The 17,945-nt window shown below is 39.6% G+C and carries 17 protein-coding genes; 6 read left to right on the forward strand and 11 right to left on the reverse strand.

Annotated features, from left to right (window positions below):
* Positions 1-46 precede the first annotated feature (46 nt).
* On the reverse strand, positions 47-745 hold the full coding sequence (locus KTO63_RS02785; RefSeq protein WP_217789597.1) for a succinate dehydrogenase cytochrome b subunit: 699 nt from the start codon (positions 743-745) through the stop codon (positions 47-49).
* Between the two features lie 378 nt (positions 746-1,123).
* Between KTO63_RS02785 and KTO63_RS02790 the strand changes: the two genes are divergently transcribed.
* The 5 genes from KTO63_RS02790 to KTO63_RS02810 all read left to right on the forward strand — a co-directional run bounded on the left by KTO63_RS02790 (position 1,124) and on the right by KTO63_RS02810 (position 4,967).
* Entirely contained in the window at positions 1,124-1,681 is a 558-nt protein-coding gene (locus tag KTO63_RS02790) for a suppressor of fused domain protein (protein ID WP_217789598.1), read from the forward strand.
* Positions 1,682-1,803: 122 nt separating this feature from the next.
* Complete coding sequence (gene accD, locus KTO63_RS02795; RefSeq protein ID WP_217789599.1) at positions 1,804-2,718, forward strand: acetyl-CoA carboxylase, carboxyltransferase subunit beta; 915 nt, start codon at positions 1,804-1,806, stop codon at positions 2,716-2,718.
* Positions 2,719-2,834: 116 nt separating this feature from the next.
* Positions 2,835-3,206: a four helix bundle protein gene (locus KTO63_RS02800; RefSeq protein ID WP_217789600.1), complete on the forward strand. Its 372-nt coding sequence runs from the start codon at positions 2,835-2,837 to the stop codon at positions 3,204-3,206.
* A gap of 53 nt (positions 3,207-3,259) precedes the next feature.
* A complete protein-coding gene (smpB, locus tag KTO63_RS02805; RefSeq protein ID WP_217789601.1) occupies positions 3,260-3,697 on the forward strand; it encodes an SsrA-binding protein SmpB in 438 nt (145 codons plus the stop codon).
* A 97-nt stretch (positions 3,698-3,794) separates the two neighbouring features.
* Positions 3,795-4,967: a hypothetical protein gene (locus tag KTO63_RS02810; protein WP_217789602.1), complete on the forward strand. Its 1,173-nt coding sequence runs from the start codon at positions 3,795-3,797 to the stop codon at positions 4,965-4,967.
* A 158-nt stretch (positions 4,968-5,125) separates the two neighbouring features.
* Here the strand turns inward: KTO63_RS02810 and KTO63_RS02815 are convergent, their stop codons facing one another.
* Positions 5,126-6,169 (reverse strand): Gfo/Idh/MocA family oxidoreductase, encoded by a 1,044-nt coding sequence (locus KTO63_RS02815; RefSeq protein WP_232372997.1) that lies wholly within the window; start codon positions 6,167-6,169, stop codon positions 5,126-5,128.
* A gap of 349 nt (positions 6,170-6,518) precedes the next feature.
* On the opposite strand from KTO63_RS02815, the gene KTO63_RS02820 reads away from it, so the two are divergent.
* Positions 6,519-9,194: a valine--tRNA ligase gene (locus tag KTO63_RS02820; protein WP_217789603.1), complete on the forward strand. Its 2,676-nt coding sequence runs from the start codon at positions 6,519-6,521 to the stop codon at positions 9,192-9,194.
* A gap of 174 nt (positions 9,195-9,368) precedes the next feature.
* On the opposite strand, the gene rffA is transcribed toward KTO63_RS02820, so the two are convergent.
* The 9 genes from rffA to KTO63_RS02865 all read right to left on the reverse strand — a co-directional run bounded on the left by rffA (position 9,369) and on the right by KTO63_RS02865 (position 17,939).
* Positions 9,369-10,508, reverse strand: a complete 1,140-nt coding sequence (gene rffA / locus KTO63_RS02825) for a dTDP-4-amino-4,6-dideoxygalactose transaminase (RefSeq protein ID WP_217789604.1) — start codon at positions 10,506-10,508, stop codon at positions 9,369-9,371.
* Between the two features lie 4 nt (positions 10,509-10,512).
* The gene (locus KTO63_RS02830; RefSeq protein ID WP_217789605.1) at positions 10,513-11,217 is read right to left on the reverse strand and encodes a GNAT family N-acetyltransferase; all 705 of its coding nucleotides are present in this window, start codon (positions 11,215-11,217) and stop codon (positions 10,513-10,515) included.
* The gene (locus KTO63_RS02835; RefSeq protein ID WP_217789606.1) at positions 11,214-12,110 is read right to left on the reverse strand and encodes a glycosyltransferase; all 897 of its coding nucleotides are present in this window, start codon (positions 12,108-12,110) and stop codon (positions 11,214-11,216) included. Before KTO63_RS02835 ends, KTO63_RS02830 begins: the two co-directional genes overlap by 4 nt.
* Before the next feature lie 35 nt (positions 12,111-12,145).
* Complete coding sequence (locus tag KTO63_RS02840; RefSeq protein WP_217789607.1) at positions 12,146-12,955, reverse strand: glycosyltransferase family 2 protein; 810 nt, start codon at positions 12,953-12,955, stop codon at positions 12,146-12,148.
* An 89-nt stretch (positions 12,956-13,044) separates the two neighbouring features.
* Positions 13,045-13,245, reverse strand: coding sequence for a hypothetical protein (locus tag KTO63_RS02845; RefSeq protein WP_217789608.1), 201 nt, complete (start codon positions 13,243-13,245; stop codon positions 13,045-13,047).
* Positions 13,246-13,639: 394 nt separating this feature from the next.
* Positions 13,640-14,824, reverse strand: a complete 1,185-nt coding sequence (locus KTO63_RS02850) for an acetyl-CoA C-acyltransferase (protein WP_217789609.1) — start codon at positions 14,822-14,824, stop codon at positions 13,640-13,642.
* 124 nt (positions 14,825-14,948) lie between these two features.
* The gene (locus KTO63_RS02855) at positions 14,949-15,572 is read right to left on the reverse strand and encodes an RDD family protein (RefSeq protein WP_217789610.1); all 624 of its coding nucleotides are present in this window, start codon (positions 15,570-15,572) and stop codon (positions 14,949-14,951) included.
* 277 nt (positions 15,573-15,849) lie between these two features.
* Positions 15,850-16,767 carry an RDD family protein gene (locus KTO63_RS02860; protein WP_217789611.1) on the reverse strand — a complete coding sequence of 306 codons (918 nt, stop codon included), beginning with the start codon at positions 16,765-16,767 and terminating at the stop codon, positions 15,850-15,852.
* Between the two features lie 5 nt (positions 16,768-16,772).
* A complete protein-coding gene (locus KTO63_RS02865) occupies positions 16,773-17,939 on the reverse strand; it encodes a hypothetical protein (protein WP_217789612.1) in 1,167 nt (388 codons plus the stop codon).
* Positions 17,940-17,945: the final 6 nt, after the last annotated feature.

Below are 17,945 nucleotides of genomic sequence, written 5' to 3' on the forward strand. Positions count from 1 at the left end.
ATGATTTTAATCTAATTTTTCCTACAACTTCAAAACAGTTGTCTATCTATTTTACCCAACCTAAGTGCATGCTGATTGGCATCAGGGCGAAAAGAAGCACTACGATGATGGAAAACGCAACACCTGTTGCCTTGATGATAGCCATATATCTTTTATTAACCACTCCAATTGTTCTGAAAGAACTTTGGAAACCATGCAGTAAATGAAATAATAAGGAAGCACATCCAATTAGGTATAATGCAACAACCCAAGGCGCCTGGAACACTACCACCATTCTCGCGAAAAGATCGTGGTATGGTTTGCCATCGATAATGGTTTCTTCCAAACCGGTAATACGTGAAGGAACCCAGAACTGAGCAATGTGTACAATAAGGAAAAGGAACACCAAAGTACCCAACAGACCCATGCTGCGGCTGTACCATTTGCTTCCGCGGTTGCCCAGTTTTACTGCGTAACCTACAGAACGGGTGCTGCGGTTTTTCATTTCAATAGCATAACCCTGGAAGATGTGCAGCAAAATACCTGCAAAAAGACCGACTTCCAGCAAACGTGGTACCCAGTTAGCGCCCATAAAGTGAGCAGCTTTATTAAACATAGCACCGTGATCTTCGCTGTCAAACCATGTTGCAAAAATGCAGGCATTCAGTCCTACGTGAACAATTAAGAAGAGAATCAGGAAAATTCCTGTGAGAGCCATTACAAACTTTTTGCCGATCGAGGAAGTAAAAAATTCAGACCATTTCATGTCAAACTATTATTTATCTATTTATGAGGCCTTAAAAATAACTGAAGCTTAAACGCTGATAGTGATACAATTATTTCAAAGGAAAGTGCTTTGTTGAGCTATAGATCCTGAAAATTGGCACAAATCCTGGTTTCCACGGCAGGGGTCATATAGCAGTTATCCGTTTAGATTGTGCAAAAATAAGGTAGTAAGTATTTCAAGTTGCTTTTCTCAGGATATTTTTATGACAATTCCATGATATTCTGTATCAACGACACAAATTCTTTTTATCGAATTATAAAAATTACACTTACGAGCAGGTATTGGTGTGGAGGATTTAGATAATCATAATTTCCGTATTACATTTATTATATATACCCCTGACTAAAATAAAAACCCATGAACCCCGCGGAAAAATATCTCGAGCACCTGGATAATATTTTCCAGCAAGAACCCTTGTTCTATAAAAACAAAAGCCTGATCGAAGGCGTGCCCGGAATAACGTCAATTGTTTACATAGACATTCCTGAACCGGGCTTTATAACCGCTTTTACCTATGGCCTGTCCATTGTCAGGCATCCTGATTGGAAATTCGGAAGGCCGGAACTTTGCATTTCTGTGAAATCTTCGAGACTGGATTGGGCATTTGCCCTGGGCTATCTTGCTAACAAGCTTCGTGGCGATTGCCCGTTTAGCTATGGACAATCGATCAATTTCCGCGAAAAAATAAGTGAGGATTCAGAAATGGATGCTTTTTTCATTTTTGCACCCAGTACCCTGGAAAAGGACGACTATCTTAACATCGACATAGGCGCAGACTACAACATAAATATTGCGGGATTGTACCCAATCTACTCGGATGAACTGAAAATATTTGAGAAGATTGGGCTGGAAGAATTCTGGCATCACCCGGACTTTGATAATTATAGTGTTACGAGAAAACGGATAAGAATATAGCATGGATGCCCATTCTGACTAACTCTCAACTCTCCATTCTCCCCTCTCAACTAAACAACTAATTTCTAGTTTAATTTCTAATTCCTATCTTAGCCGCCCAATTTTTTAAACTTTTTAAACGCATGGCAAAAAACGAAGAGGATTTTTCAGCTAATCTTGCCGGAGAAGACGGCCAGAGTGAAGAATCAAAATCAAGTTGGTTCAAGCGCATCAAGAAAGGTATCCTAACAACTACTTCCGAAAAAAAAGAAACACCAGAGGGACTTTGGGCAAAATGTCCTGAATGTAATTATATATCTACGGTTACTGAGTTGAAGGAAAATCTGTTTGTTTGCCCGAAATGTAATTACCATCACCGCATCGGTAGTTCCGAATACTTCGATATCATTTTCGACAATGGCGAGCACAATGTGATGTTTGAAAATATCCGTTCAAAAGACTTTTTACATTTTACGGATTTGAAACCGTATCAAAAAAGACTGGAAGAAACATGGAAGAAAACGGACCTTACCGACTCCATCCGTGTTGCATCCGGTAAGGTTGATGGTGAAGATTTCGTGATTGCCTGTATGGACTTCGAATTTATAGGTGGTTCATTGGGCAGTGTAATGGGCGAAAGAATTTCAAGAGCAGTTGACTATGCCATCGAGCACAAAACACCATTGATGATCATCTGTAAAAGTGGTGGCGCCCGTATGATGGAGAGTGCATTCTCGCTGATGCAGTTAGCGAAAGTTTCCGGTAAATTGTCTCAGCTAACCGATGCTAAAATTCCTTACATATCCTTCCTGACCGATCCATCTTTTGGTGGTATTTCAGCGTCATTTGGTATGTTGGGAGATCTGAACATAGCAGAGCCTGGCGCCCTGATCGGTTTCGCCGGACCTCGTGTTATTAAGGAAACAATAAAGAAAGATTTACCTGAAGGATTTCAGCGTAGCGAATTTTTGCTAGAGCATGGATTCCTTGATTTCATCATAGACAGAAAGGCACTTAAAGAGAGATTGTCAACTTTATTGGTTCTCTTCAGGAGTTAGTTGTTAGTTGTTGATTGTTAGTTGTTAGGCATCAGATTCAATTATTCCCTGCTAACAACTAACAACTATAAGCTACAACTACCATTATAACCGACCAGTATAATCAATCTCGCTAAATGAATAATTATACTGAACTCGAAGTTTGGAAAGCGGCAAGGGATCTGGTTAACGATATATATATTCAAACAAAGTTTTTTCCCAAAGAAGAGTTGTTTGGATTGGTTCAGCAGATGCGAAGATGCGCCGTTTCAGTACCATCAAACATAGCTGAAGGGTGTGGCAGAAATTCAGCTAAAAATACCATCCAATTCTTATTTATTTCCCGGGGTTCGTTATTTGAATTGGAAACGCAGCTTTATATCGCGCTGGATCAACAATTTATATCTGAGGGGAATTTTGATGTCATTTTTTTGAAAATCAGAAACTGCAAGAAGTTGCTCCATGGATTTATAAACTACTATCAAAAACTTTCAGCTATAGAAAAGTGACGTTAGTTCAAAAGCCTAACAACTATTAACTAACAACAAACAACTGGCACAACATGGCAGAAATAAGAAACAGATCGGCTTTTCACGAATACTACATTGAAGATACTTATGTAGCGGGGCTTGTATTGGTTGGAACGGAAGTGAAATCATTGCGTGCAGGCAAGGTTAGTTTCAATGATAGCTATTGTTATTTGCACAAAGGTGAAATGTTCATTAAAAGTCTGCACATTTCTGAATACGCATTTGGCACTCTCTACAAACACGAGCCAACACAAGAACGTAAGTTACTGCTCACAAAAAAAGAACTCAAAAAACTACAGGGAAAAACTACTGAAAAAGGATACACTATCGTTCCGCTTCGTATTTTTTTCAACGATAAAAACATCGCAAAGATTGAGATAGGACTAGGAAAAGGTAAAAAGCTGCACGACAAAAGAGAAACGATCAAACAGCGCGATACAGAACGTGAAATGAAAAGATACCTGAAATAGACCGACCTGCGACAACCTAAAAATAACTTGGATGACTTACTGTATAATGTGCCTTAACTGGCATGAATTTTAGTACCTTTTAGTACCACTACAAACTATGCGAACCAAATTATTACTTCTGTCACTACTCTTTCATTTAAGTACCCAGGCGCAAACGGTTACCGGCAGCTGGTATGGTAATGCTGACGTAATGCTTTCGGGTCGCCACAATAATTATCTCGCAGAGATGATCATTAAACAAAAAGGTAATGAAGTCGTTGGCATCTTAGGTTACTATTTCAAAAATGGTTATCAAAGCGTATATATTCATGGAAACTTTGATAAAGCTTCCAGAACAATTACAATAGATAATATTCCCATCACTTATTTCCGCGCAAAAGATATTGACGGCGTTAATTGTTATATGGACTTTACCGGAGTACTTGTTGTTTCAAGGGTGAAGAGCAATATTAACGGCTATTTTTCGAGCGATCCAAAATACAAATACACCTGCCCTGAGCTACGTGTTACTTTTGATCTTGATATTGACGAGAACAACAAGCAGGATAGCCTTATTAAAAACACTGTTGCTAAAAAATTCTGGCAACCATTACCACAGGACGTAATTGTCGACAACGAAAAACCAGTAAAAAAAGAAACACCAGCAGTTGCCAAAACGGAGCCCATTATTGTAGTGAGGGACACTCCTGTTGTTGCTAAAGCAGAACCTGTCATCACAAAAGATACTCCTGCTGTTGCTAAAACCGAACCCGCTGTAACAAAAGATACAGCCGCAGCGGTTGCCGTAATAGAAAAAGAAGAATCACTCAAAAGTGCAAAACAAGCAGTAGTAAAAACGCAGGCACCTGTGATTGCGCCTCCGGTTGCTATTGCCATGGCCCCGCAACAGCCATCTGAAAAGGATTTGCTGGTAAAAGCATTTGAAAAGAGAAAAAATATTTACAGCAAGGAAATTGTCGTAGCCTCAGATTCTGTTCGTGTTAGTTTTTATGACAATGGGGAAATTGATGGGGATAGCATTTCTGTTTTCCTGAACAATCAGCCGATTCTCATGAAACAAGAACTCGCTGCCACTGCGTTAAACATCTACATCGTATTGGATAAAACAAAAGATGTAAATGAGCTGAGCATGTTTGCTGAAAACCTCGGCAAATACCCACCCAACACCGCTTTGATGGTATTGTATGACGGGAACCAGCGCCAGGAAGTTTATTTATCCAGCAGTCTTTCGCAAAATGCGACGATAAGGATCAGACGGAAGATCAATTAGGAATTAAGAATTATCAATTAAGAATTCTTTATAGGCTGCATTCTCCATTGAATGCAGCTTTTATTATTTTACAAGCTGTCGCAAACGAAATATGCCCGATAACATTCTTAGTGCAGCGCAGAGAGCATTCTTAATTCCTAATTCCTAATTCCTAATTCCTAAAACTTCACCACCTTCTTCTCATCATTACTTTCAAACGCAGCTTCAATGACGCGAATCACATTCAGACCGTCTTCTGCGCTAACAGGAACGGGCTTATCGAAGCGGATGGCTTCATACACCTGTTTGAAATAGTCATTATAATTTCCCTGGAGTGTGTCGATATAATCACGAACAACGGTGCCGCTTTTTTCCGTGTGCAGCAAGCCTTTTTCCGTTTCCGGTTCAATGCCCCATGCGTCGGTATTGGGCAATATTTTTTTGTCAAGATTCGCTTCCTGCACATCCCCTCTTGATTTAACAAAAGAACCCAGCGTGCCGTGTAAGCTGTACGCAGCCAGAGGTTCACGTACCAGATAGCTACTCTTTAATCTCACTCTTAATTCGGGATAGTACAAAAGCACTTCGAAGTAATCATCCACTTTAGAGACTTCGCGAATAATGCGGATGTCTCCGAAAACCGCATCAGGCAAGCCAAACAGCGTTAATGCCTGATCAATTAAGTGAGAACCCAAGTCATACAATGCACCTGTTCCATCACCTGGCGTTTCCTTATGTGTTTTGGGACTCAGCTCTTGTTTATAACGGTCGAAATGAATTTCAGCTTCCACGATTTTTCCGAGATAGCCTTCATCAATCACTTTTTTCACCGTTTTAAAGTCACTATCAAACCTGCGATTGTGGTACACCACAAGTTTTTTGTTTTGCTCCTCAGAAAGCGTTTGCAATTCTTTCGCCTGGTCAGAATGTACGGTAAATGGCTTCTCTACAATCACATGTTTGCCTGCCAGCAAAGCCTTTTTTGCGTATTCAAAATGCGTAACATTAGGTGTATTCACGATCACCAGTTCAATGGCGTCATCGGCCAGCAATTCTTCGTAACTATCGTAAGAAATAATGGATGGATATTTTTCTGCAGCAAGCTTCTTACTGCGCTCCCACACGGCGTACAATTCAAAATGAGGCAAGGTTTCAATAAACGGAGCATGGAACAATCTGCCTGACATGCCAAAGGAACACAATGCTGTTTTGATAGGCTGCATGATGATTTTTTTGGTTCGGTGTTAAAATGTGGCTTAGCTAAAGGGAGAACGTAAAGATAGTTTAGGAATTTGAAAATTTGAGGATTTGAAAATTTGAAAATGGAGAGAACGGAACACTGATTCTCAAGATTATGCTGATTGATCATGATTTCTTTTCAATAATTTAATAATTCAATGACTCAGCCTTTCGATAAACCTCAACCTGATCCTGATTCAACCCAAAAATCAGTGTAAATCAGTCCAATCTGCGTCATCTGCGTTCCATTTTTGCGTGCCGAAAACGGCTTAAAATCATTATTTTTGCAGCCCTCCGCATTGTAAATTTTGCGGCAAAATTTTATTTAAAACAATGGAACTCAGTAAAAATTTTATTCCTGCAAGTGTAGAAGGCAAATGGAACAAGCATTGGCAACAGAAAGGCTATTTCAACAGCAAACCCGACAACCGTCCGGCGTTTACCGTGGTCATTCCACCACCAAACGTTACAGGAGTGTTGCACATGGGCCATACTTTGAATGAAACCGTGCAGGATATTTTGGTCAGAAAAGCCCGCATGAGCGGCTTCAACGCTTGCTGGGTTCCGGGTAGCGACCACGCTTCCATTGCTACCGAAGCCAAAGTGGTACAAATGCTGGAAAAAGAAAAAGGCATTAAAAAGGCTGCTCTTAGCCGTGAGGAGTTTTTGAAATATGCCTTTGAATGGAAAGAAAAATACGGCGGCATCATCTACAACCAGATCGAAAGACTGGGTTGCAGTGTGGATTGGAGCCGCGTGACATTCACAATGGACGATCATTATTACAAAGCGGTTATCAATGTATTCGTTGACTTGTACAACAAAGGGTTGATCTACCGTGGTGCACGCATGATCAACTGGGACCCTGCCGCCAAGACTGCGTTGAGTGATGAAGAAGTTGAGTACAAAGATCTGCAGGGTAAACTATATCATGTAAAATATGACCTGGTTAGTGCCGATGGTAAAAACATTGGTGGCATTACCATTGCAACGCAACGTCCGGAAACCATTATGGGTGATACTGCCATTTGCGTAAACCCTAATGATGAACGTTATACAAACCTTAAAGGAGCATTCGCGGTTGTTCCTTTGATCAATCGTCGCATCCCTATCATTTTCGATGAATACGTTGATCCTTCATTCGGTACCGGTGCGCTGAAAGTAACGCCGGCACACGATATCAATGACTACAACCTTGGATTGAAACACAATCTTGAGGTAGTTGATACCCTGAATGAAGATGGCACGTTGAGTGCAGCGGCGCAGATCTATGTTGGCGAAGACCGTTTTAAAGCAAGAAAAAAGATCATTGCGGAATTAACTGAAAAGGGATTTTTAGTTAAGGAAGAAGAGTATCAAACCCGCCTTGGTTATAGTCAGCGTACAGGTGTTGTGGTAGAACCACGCATTTCTACACAATGGTTCCTGAAAATGAAGGAGCTTGCTGAGCCTGCATTGAAAGCGGTTGTTGATGGTGATATTAAAATACATCCGGGAGATAAATTCCTTGCTACGTATAAATATTGGCTGGAAAACGTGAAGGATTGGTGCATTAGCCGCCAGCTCTGGTGGGGACAGCAAATTCCTGCATGGTACTCGCCGGACGGAACCTGTGTAGTAGCTGCAACTCGTGAAGAAGCGTTTATGCTATTTGAAAGCCAGTGGGCAGCGGGTGGTGAGCAATTTAATGATCAACTGCCATCTTCTCCTTTTACCATCAACGATATCAAACAGGATGAAGATGTATTGGATACATGGTTCTCTTCATGGTTATGGCCAAGCGAGGTGTTTAACGGAGTTTCCAATCCGGGCAACGCTGATGTAAAATATTACTACCCTACTTCTGTGCTGGTTACCGGACAAGACATCATCTTCTTTTGGGTGGCAAGAATGGTAATGGCAGGTTTGGAATATGAAAAGCAAATTCCATTTAAAGATGTTTACTTCACCGGTATGGTGCGTGATAAACAAGGAAGGAAAATGAGTAAGAGCCTCGGCAACTCTCCTGACTTGCTTGAGTTGATCGACAAATACGGTGCGGACGCCGTTCGTTTTGGCATCATGATCTCTTCTCCTGCGGGAAATGATTTGTTGTTTGATGAATCATCTTTAGAACAGGGAAGCTTCTTCAATAACAAAATATGGAACGCGCTGAAGCTGGTAAAAATGTGGGAGCCAAGAATTGACAACAACAATTCGGGCGACAATTCCACTTTTGCCATCAACTGGTTCGAAAGCCGTTTGAATGAAGTGAAAACGGAAGTGGATGCTTTGATGAAACAGTTCCGTTTGAGCGAGGCATTGAAAACGATCTACTCGCTTATCTGGGATGATTTCTGTAGCTGGTATCTTGAGTGGGCGAAGCCAGGCTTTGAGCAACCAATCAATGCGAATGTTTATCAAAAAACAATTGCATTCTTCACTGAGTTGTTGCAACTGTTGCACCCATACATGCCGTTTGTAACGGAAGAAATTTATCATTTGCTGGAAGAAAGAAATGAAGACTTGTGTGTGAAACAATTTGCCCCAATCGGCAATATCGATAAAGCAATTTTGGCAAAAGGTAATTTGCTGAAAGATTCTATCACGGCGGTTCGTGATGCAAGAAATAAAGCACAATTGAAACCAAAAGAAACAATTGAGCTGAGTATCCAAAGCAATGAACAAGCGGCATACAGCGATATTACAGAGCTGTTGGGCAAACAGGTAAATGCAAAGAGTTTCGCGTTTGCAACTGACGCGGTTGCTCAGTCGATCAACTTTGTTGTTGGAAAAGACAAATTCTATCTTGTTACTGAAATGCCTTTAAATACAGGTCACCAGAAAGAAGAGCTTGAAAAAGAACTGGAATATCAAAAAGGCTTTTTGGCATCTGTAGAGAAAAAATTAAGCAACGAACGTTTTGTTCAAAATGCAAAACCGGAAGTTGTAGAGTTTGAAAGAAAGAAAAAATCCGATGCGGAAGAAAAGATAAAAGTGATCGAGGAGAGTTTAGCAGCGTTGGCTTAAAAAGAACACCGTTTAGTTCGCAAGCGTTGAATGATAAAATGATAAAAGGCAGTCTGAGACTGCCTTTTATCATTTTATCATTCAACGCTTCTTCTACGCTTTAAAATGGTCGAATTTCCGTAAACCACCTTATACAACGGCTCACCACTAGAAAAAACAACTCTTTTTTAGGGGTTACTTAAAAAATTCCAAAATGTAATTTGAAATCATATTAACCTCTTCTACAGTCAATTCAAAATACAATGGCAGCCTTAATAGTCTATCTGTATAATAATTACTCCATGGAAGTTTTTTTCCCTCGTATTTTGGTTGATAATAAGGCGATTCATGCAAAGAAAGATAATGAAAAACGGATAAGATGTTTTTAGACCTTAAATAGTCAATCAATTGAGTCCTCTCTTCTATTGAATTACATATAACATAAAACATGTGAGCGTTATTGGTCGCCCATTCTGGAATAAATGGCAATTTTATCTTATTCTCTTTTTCTAATATAGATAATCTGTCATAATAAACATTCCAAAGCTCTTTTCTTTTATTCTGTATCTTCTCCAAATTTTCTAATTGCGCAAATAGAAACGCAGCGACAACTTCTGATGGCAAAAAAGAAGAACCAATATCCACCCAACCATATTTATTAACCTCACCTCTAAAAAAAGAACTACGATTGGTTCCTTTTTCTCTCATAATTTCGGCGCGACTAATGAATTGCTCATCATTTATGGCTAATAAACCGCCTTCTCCGCATTGAATATTTTTTGTTTCATGAAAAGAGAATGTAGCCAGATGACCTATTGAACCTAAAGCTTTTTTTTCCCCGGCTGAGTTTATACAATAGCTATCAATTGCCTGCGCAGCATCTTCTATTAAATACAACTTATGTTTTTGGGTCAAGGCCAACAGCTTATCCATATCGCAAGCCACACCTGCATAATGTACTGCCACTATTGCTTTTGTTTTCTCATTAACTAATGGCTCTATGGTATCAACATCCATATTGGGATTCTGCGAACCGGAATCTGCAAAAACTATCTTGGCGCCCCTTAATACAAAGGCGTTGGCAGTACTCACGAATGTATAGGAAGGCATTATCACCTCGTCACCTTCCTTAATATTTAAAAGCAAAGCACAAAGTTCCAGGGCGTCAGTGCATGAAGTAGTTAATAAGCATTTTTTTGATTGCAATAAATCTTCAAAAATCTGATGACATCTTTTTGTAAAAATTCCATCTCCTGAAATTTTGCCACTTGCCACGGCTTCTCCAATATACAGCAGCTCCTTTCCAGTAAGGACCGGTTTATTAAATGGGATCATACTCTTATTTTAACCAATAATGATAGATAGGGGTAATAGTTTTTATCTTGAATCCTATTGAGGAATAGAACGCACATGCTATTTTATTTTCTAATTGCGTGGCAACTTCTATATCAACGGCACCGGATTGCAAAAAATGGTATTCCGATGCTTTCATTATTTCGCGGCCTATGCCTTTGCCTTGATACAGAGGATTTGTTGCTATCAAACCAATTCTGCCTACATTTCCGTCTGCTTTCCCTGTAACAAAAGAGGTGATTATTTGAGGTTCTGACTCTGAATATTTGCAAATTAAAAAATCTGCAAAACTCTTATTAATGGAGTTCTCTATCCATAGTTTGTACATTGTTTTAAAATAGGGACTAAGCCGAGGGTCAATACCAAATCTTGAAAATTTCCCCGCCTCAAACCCCAGATGAATCAATTGCTCATTTGCCGGGCCATCATAAACAAATACTTTAGAAGGCTTATCAGCACTTGAATCTATCGGTTTTACATATACAACCTTCTCGTCAAAACATTGGCTATGACGCTTGAGATAATCTTCGATAGGCACGTTTTTGTCTTCAACAAAAACATATATCAAATCAAAATTATTTTCTCTGGCATTTTCAATCTCGCATACAAACTCTTTTACAGTCTGATTGACAATACTTATTTTGCCGATCTTCTTTTTATAAAAATTGCTATCCCACTCTACTGTTTTCATTTTGAGATTTTACTTATGCCTCTCCTGATGAAATAATTCTTATTACTGAAAATTGCTGCTTTCATAAACAACTTAAAATCTGAGAATATTTTTTTATGCTTTATACGCTCCAGCAATATCCCTGTGTATAACGCTGAAATATGTTCCTTCGCTTCTTTGTCATATTTTTTTTGGGTATACAGGTTCAGCTGCGAATACAATTGAATAATAGTGGTAAAGTTTTTAACGACATCAATTTTAAAAATGTTTGAAGTACCTGCAGTATGTTTTCTCCAGGCACTCATTGTTTCATCTATAAAGATTGTATGTCCTTTCTCGTTCAGCATTACGGGTAGTATAGAATCAAAACGAAACGGGTAGTCATATACCCAATCAGGTATCACGTCGGGAAAAGCGTCTTTCTTAAAAAACATACTGGAGGTTCTGATAAACCAGCCGTGCATAAAGTCTTTACTGACATAAATTCTATTGTCAAAATTGGTTTCAGTGTCTAATTGGGAATTGGCATAAACTTCTTTTACATTATGAAAACAGAGCACGGCGTTATTATCTGCCTCCATTACATCAAATTGTTTCTGTAACTTATCCCTATCTGTAAAATAATCATCACCATCAATTAATGCGATGTACTTTCCTTTGCATTGGCGAAATGCATTTATCCAATTTGCCGTTGAGTCACCAATATTTTTTTTATTGAAAACTAATTTGATGCGGCCCGGATATTTTGTTGCGTATGTGTTACATATCTCCTGCGTTCTATCTGTTGAGCAGTCATCTGTAATGATAATTTCAAATTCAACATTTGTTCGCTGGGTTAAAATGCTTTGCAAACATTCGTCAATATATTTTTCATAATTGTAGGTAAATAAGCACACGGATATCTTGTCTTCCATTTTGTTATAATTTGAATGAGTTTGGAAGTCTCCTCTCATTTCCTAACGATTGATTTGATTATTCTTTTTGCTTTCCCAATAACACTGGTGTGTGTTTGGGTTTTTATTATCTTCTGCAGTTCTTTCTGTGTCAGAATTTTTTCATCTACATCCGACAACAAAGCAAGTAAAACGCTTTTCATTAAGGGCGGGTACATATTGTTTTTGATACCGATAAAAAACTCCTGAGCGCCATGTTCTCTCCAAAACACCAAACCAGGGGGCAGTATCATAACATCATATTGCAAAGCGATCTTCAATCCCATTTCTATGTCCCCTATCATTCGTGCGCCTGAAAAGCTACCTAATTCCCGAAATACATCTGTTCTGTAAATAACTCCGGTAGGAGCACAATCTAAAAAGCCTCGTTTAAAAAAATGAGTTCGTATTGACTCTGTTGGTTTCAATATATGAGGAAAAGGCTGAAGCGTACTGTTATGAGCGCTTATGACAGCGTATCCAACATTCGGATACGTTTCCATAAAATCGACATAAACCTGTATGCTGTGTTTGTATAACAAATCATCCGAATCTACATATTTCAGATATTTGCCTTTCGCGTATGACGCGGCGCGGTTCCTGTTGGGATAGTCACCTAAGTTTTCATCGTTGACGTACACGGATATACGCTCGTCTTTCATGGCATAACTTTTAGCAATGCTCACGGTTGCGTCTTTTGATCCATCGTCTACAATGATCAACTCGAAGTTTTTGTAAGTAGAGTTGAGTACACTTTCAATAGCCTCACCTATATATTTTTCTCGGTTGTAACAGGTCATTAACACACTGACTAGGGGTTGTAACATAAAACATTTATCTTATTAGAAAAAAGTATCCGTATTGCAATTCATCCGAACGATGCGTGGATGAAAACTTGTTAATAAAATCATGAGGATTAGAAAGACAGCAGGTTGGGTTCTACAACTAAAACATCTGCCCTGGACTTCTCACACCAGTCAATTCCATAATCATTTATTACTGCAGTTTTCCGGTTGGCCTGCAGCTTCTTTTCATCATCCAGAACTATAAGGCATGAATCTGCGGAAACACAGATTGAGAACCAATGGGATTCGTTTTTACCCTTGACAAAACTCATAGATAACCAATGTTTACTAATAAAGATAACTCATATTTATTGATAAAGATACCCAATATTTATTGAAAGACACCCAATATTTACTGATGAAATCGCTATTAGACACATTACAAAAAGCTAAATAACGTAACTAATAGAGACTGCAATGTTATCGACAAAACCGACCAGATCATATTAGCAAAAGACAATATATTTTAGAAAAAAGGCGAGGTTTATTACTGCCATTGTTTAACGGATAAGAGATTTAGATACAAAGGCATCGCGTATTTATAACCGAAAGGAAAAAGCGACTCATCACTACAATTCAATCTTACCTAAAATAAAAAAGGTGCAACACTCGATAACGAATGTTGCACCTCGCATTTTCAAATTTTCAAATTAGCACATTTTCAAATTACACTGCTTCTATCACCATTGCACTCGCTCCTCCTCCACCGTTACAAATACCTGCAGCGCCATAGCGGGCTTTGTTTTGTTTTAACACGTTGATGAGGGTAACAATGATTCTTGCGCCACTTGCACCCAGTGGATGCCCCAGTGCCACCGCACCTCCGTGCACGTTTACCTTTGCGGGATCAAGTTTCATGCGGCGGGTATTCTCAATGCCTACCACAGCGAATGCTTCGTTCAGTTCAAAGTATTCTATATCGCTCATTTTCAAACCTGCTTTCTCCACTGCTTTTGGAACAGCTAAAGATGGTGTGGTGGTAAACCACTCAGGAGCTTGTTCTGCGTCTGCATAACCGATGATCTTTGCAATTGGTTTCAATCCTAATGCTTCTGCTTTTGATTTGCTCATAAGCACAAGAGCAGCGGCACCATCGTTCATTGTTGATGCATTGGCAGCAGTCACTGTCCCGTCTTTTACAAACGCCGGTTTCAGTTCAGGAATTTTATCAAACTTAACGTTGAAGGGCTCTTCGTCTTTGTTAAACAAAACAGGCTCTCCTTTGCGTTGTGGAATCTCAACCGGCACAATCTCATCTGCAAATTTGCCTTCGTTCCACGCGGCCTGTGATCGTTTGTAACTCTCCACTGCAAAAGCATCCTGTTCGCCACGGCTGATGTTACAATCTTTCGCACAAAGCTCTGCGGCGTTGCCCATTGCTTTGCCATCGTACACATCGGTTAAGCCATCTTTGGCAAGACCATCGATGAGTGCGGCGTTACCATATTTGTTTCCCCAACGCATGGAGTCAGCATAGAAAGGCACGTTGCTCATGCTTTCCATACCGCCGGCAACCACGATGTCTGCGTCGCCCAATAAGATGCTTTGCGCAGCACTGGCAAGAGATTTCATGCCGCTGGCGCAAACTTTATTTACTGTTGTACAATTTACTGTGTCTGGTAGGCCGGCAAATTTCGCTGCTTGTCTCGCAGGAGCCTGGCCAAGATTTGCCTGGATCACGCAACCCATCAAAACATCGTCAACCAATGAAGGATCGACACCTGCTTTTTGCAATGCGCCTTTAATGGCAATAGCACCCAATTTTGTTGCTGAAAATTCTTTTAACGTGCCGCCGAAACTTCCCATTGGCGTGCGTACCGCTGAAATGATATAAACTTCTTCTTGTTTCATAAATGGCAATGTATTGGAACTGCGACATTTAAGCTGCAATTCTCATGAATGTTTAATTTAGACTAGTGTCAAATTTAGTGATTTTCGCCGTTGGAAAATGTGAACAAATCGCGAAGATGGCGTTTTAAGGAATCAACGTTGTAGTGGGCTCCGATTCTGGTTCGCCGGTAAAATAAGTATCGAAAGTATCCTCCTTTGTTTCCCATGAGTATTGATCTTTTACAACATAGGTGCCACTCAGGCGATCATGCCAGCCCCGGTCGTTAAAAAGGAAAGAAACGCCTTCAAATGGGATGAACCGGCAAAAAGAACGACCTATGATTTGAAAAATGCCAGCTTTCTGACCTCGCCTGTTAATAACGATCGTATTCGTAATTATTTTAGCAAAGGTTACTTTGAAGAAAAGCTCCATTAGCAAATAGTAAATGCCAAGAAACAGCACCATAAGGTTAATGATAAGCAAAACGGTTTGATACCCGTCTATTATAATCATTTTCGCAATGGTTCCCAGAAAAGTATACGCAACGTAAGAGACGAATAAAACGTCGATCAGCAAATGCAAAAGCCTCGTCGATTTATTAACCGGTTGAAAAGTGCCAGACCCTACGTTGCCGTCCTTAACTAAAGCCAGGCTTGGCTGTCGCGATGTTTGAAGTAATGCCATAGCAGTAAACAAAATAATTATTTCAATTAACTGCGTGGCCATTAGAAAAAACAACTCATCTATTTTCACATCCATCCCTTCCATGATTGGCCTCAAATAGCAGTTCGTGCATATTGCAACCGCCTTAAAGCATTGATAAAAGACAAATAATCGAAGCAATTGGGATTTTTTAAAGCCGGACACAAAAAATTGTACGAGGCTAATAATCCCAAAAGCCTGGAACAAGAAAGAGAGGTAATTAACCCTGATTACTGAAATAATGTCAAGTCCTATTAAGCCATAAAAAGAAATCGAAATTAAAAATATGAGGTGGACACTAACAAGCAATGCCGCTATTTTTGATTTTAGCATAAAAGACTGTTTAGAGGTTAATTGTTGAAGCTGTTTCCGATTCCGGCTCGCCGGTGAAGTATGTATCGAAAGTATCATCTTCATCCTCCCATGCATATTGATCATTTATCACAGACGTACCGCTCAGGCTATCGTGCCACCCTTCTTCTCCAACAAAAGAAAAAACATCGAAAGGTATAAACCGACAAATTGTCCTTACCAAAACTCTTGCTGTTGTTGCTTTCTCACCCTTTTCATTGACAACCACCGAGTCCGTTACAATTTTCCCAAAGGTTACTTTAAAGATTGCTTCCATAAGAAAATAGTAAACAAACGTCGCGCAAAGTCCTGCAATAACTAATGAGCCGTTAGTAGGTAAAAACTCCTGAAGCATAGGTGCATAACTGCCCACAACAAAAATCACAATCGCAAGATCAAGAATGTGATGAATTAAGCGATGACCGTTACTTAATGGATGAAACGTATACGCTTTCTCTTCGCCGCTTTGTTCGACGCTAAATTTTGGAATACGAGCTTTTTGAAGCAATGCAAGAGATAGGAAATCCGCGATAATAAGTCCTCCGACTGATGCAGAGACTCTTATTATCCAGCTTAATTCCTGCATAAAACTATAACGCGAAGAAAAGTACATAAAGCAGTATGCAATCATTGCTGCAAGATTGGTGAAGCAACTATAAAATAAAAAAAGCCTAAGCAGTTTTGATCGCACAAATCGCGATGCTACAAACTGAACATAGCCAACAATACCAACAATCATTACAGCTACACTAAGCCAAACAACAAACGGAATATCCTTGCTCGTGTTAAGCAACAATTTATAAACGGCAACGGTCCATGAATAAATGGAGTAGGCCAAACATATGCCAATTACAATGGCAACAATTCTAAAATTTCTAATAAGCTGGTCATCAGGTTTTTGGGTTATCATAGGGCTTAATTTTTCTTTTGCACATCCTTTACCAAACGCACCGTAAAGAAGGCCAGGACTATAAGCACAACCACTAAAGTGATCCAAAGCCACTTCTTGCTGGCTTCAACTTTCTTTGTCGCTTCTGTTATGTTTTTTTCAATAGAACCAACAGCAATAATTTTAACTATCTGGGGAATACTGTCTTTGAAATTCTGCAGTTCATACGACGGTGCTTTTGCCGCAGAATCATTCATGTACAAAGCATATTTTTTGCCGGCGTCGAGTGATGCAATGAGTTGTTTACGTGATTGAAAAGTTTTCAAAGCCGCAACAACAAGCGGAGGATTATCTCCATTGTAAATTTTGATTGTCCATTTTTTGTCGTTAAAGACAGGCACTATGAAACTATGGTTTGAATCTGCTTTTACTGTGTACAAATAGTTGCTGATTCCTGCTTCTATAGCGAGCTCCCGTTTAAAAAACTTTGGACCTGTTACGTCAACGTCTAACCTCTCAATGTGATATCCGGATGGATTTTCGACAAGTATGTAACTATAGCCGTCGGTGCTGTCTTTCTGGGAAAAACTGAGCGCAGGATTGCTGACATAAGGATCAATTGCCTTCGTTTCTTCAGTAATTGATTTAATAACCGAAGTAATATTCAACGGTGCATTCTTGCCGTTGTTGATCACTATTTTATAAAAATGATAACCACTTAACGGAAAATTTATTTGCTGCAGATAGTCATCTTTTTCAACTGAGGATGCGTTGGAAAAGTAGATGTTTTCAATGATAGAATACCAGCTCTTTTCATCATCACTTCCCATCAGTGAGGCGCTGCGCAACACATCGGCATTTTTTATGACCAATGTAAAGCCATCGAGTTTTTCCGTGCCTTTATTTTGCACAACAATAACCGATCTGCCGCTATCATCTATTCTATTCTGAAGGACAGACAACGTATCGAAACGGTTATCTATTTTTCGCATAGCCGCATTGCGGATGATAAATGGCACCTGCTTTTGCTGCTCATCCAAAATGCGAATGTCGCTTAAATCTGTTTTTACAAAACCACTTATTGCCGGTGTAAATTCAATGCTATAAAAGCCTGTGGAGTCAGGCGTTTGCAGCGTTGCCTTGTTTTTAAACTGAGCCTGTGTTTGAACCAGACCGGTTAATAAAAACAGCATGACCAT

The organism is Pinibacter aurantiacus (assembly GCF_019130065.1).
Lineage (GTDB): Bacteria > Bacteroidota > Bacteroidia > Chitinophagales > Chitinophagaceae > Pinibacter > Pinibacter aurantiacus.

Coding starts and splice junctions, on each gene's coding strand:
- KTO63_RS02785 (WP_217789597.1), bottom strand. CDS start 745: ATGAAATGGTCTGAATTTTTTACTTCCTCGATCGGCAAAAAGTTTGTA.
- KTO63_RS02790 (WP_217789598.1), top strand. CDS start 1,124: ATGAACCCCGCGGAAAAATATCTCGAGCACCTGGATAATATTTTCCAG.
- accD (WP_217789599.1), top strand. CDS start 1,804: ATGGCAAAAAACGAAGAGGATTTTTCAGCTAATCTTGCCGGAGAAGAC.
- KTO63_RS02800 (WP_217789600.1), top strand. CDS start 2,835: ATGAATAATTATACTGAACTCGAAGTTTGGAAAGCGGCAAGGGATCTG.
- smpB (WP_217789601.1), top strand. CDS start 3,260: ATGGCAGAAATAAGAAACAGATCGGCTTTTCACGAATACTACATTGAA.
- KTO63_RS02810 (WP_217789602.1), top strand. CDS start 3,795: ATGCGAACCAAATTATTACTTCTGTCACTACTCTTTCATTTAAGTACC.
- KTO63_RS02815 (WP_232372997.1), bottom strand. CDS start 6,169: ATGCAGCCTATCAAAACAGCATTGTGTTCCTTTGGCATGTCAGGCAGA.
- KTO63_RS02820 (WP_217789603.1), top strand. CDS start 6,519: ATGGAACTCAGTAAAAATTTTATTCCTGCAAGTGTAGAAGGCAAATGG.
- rffA (WP_217789604.1), bottom strand. CDS start 10,508: ATGATCCCATTTAATAAACCGGTCCTTACTGGAAAGGAGCTGCTGTAT.
- KTO63_RS02830 (WP_217789605.1), bottom strand. CDS start 11,217: ATGAAAACAGTAGAGTGGGATAGCAATTTTTATAAAAAGAAGATCGGC.
- KTO63_RS02835 (WP_217789606.1), bottom strand. CDS start 12,110: ATGGAAGACAAGATATCCGTGTGCTTATTTACCTACAATTATGAAAAA.
- KTO63_RS02840 (WP_217789607.1), bottom strand. CDS start 12,955: ATGTTACAACCCCTAGTCAGTGTGTTAATGACCTGTTACAACCGAGAA.
- KTO63_RS02845 (WP_217789608.1), bottom strand. CDS start 13,245: ATGAGTTTTGTCAAGGGTAAAAACGAATCCCATTGGTTCTCAATCTGT.
- KTO63_RS02850 (WP_217789609.1), bottom strand. CDS start 14,824: ATGAAACAAGAAGAAGTTTATATCATTTCAGCGGTACGCACGCCAATG.
- KTO63_RS02855 (WP_217789610.1), bottom strand. CDS start 15,572: ATGGAAGGGATGGATGTGAAAATAGATGAGTTGTTTTTTCTAATGGCC.
- KTO63_RS02860 (WP_217789611.1), bottom strand. CDS start 16,767: ATGATAACCCAAAAACCTGATGACCAGCTTATTAGAAATTTTAGAATT.
- KTO63_RS02865 (WP_217789612.1), bottom strand. CDS start 17,939: ATGCTGTTTTTATTAACCGGTCTGGTTCAAACACAGGCTCAGTTTAAA.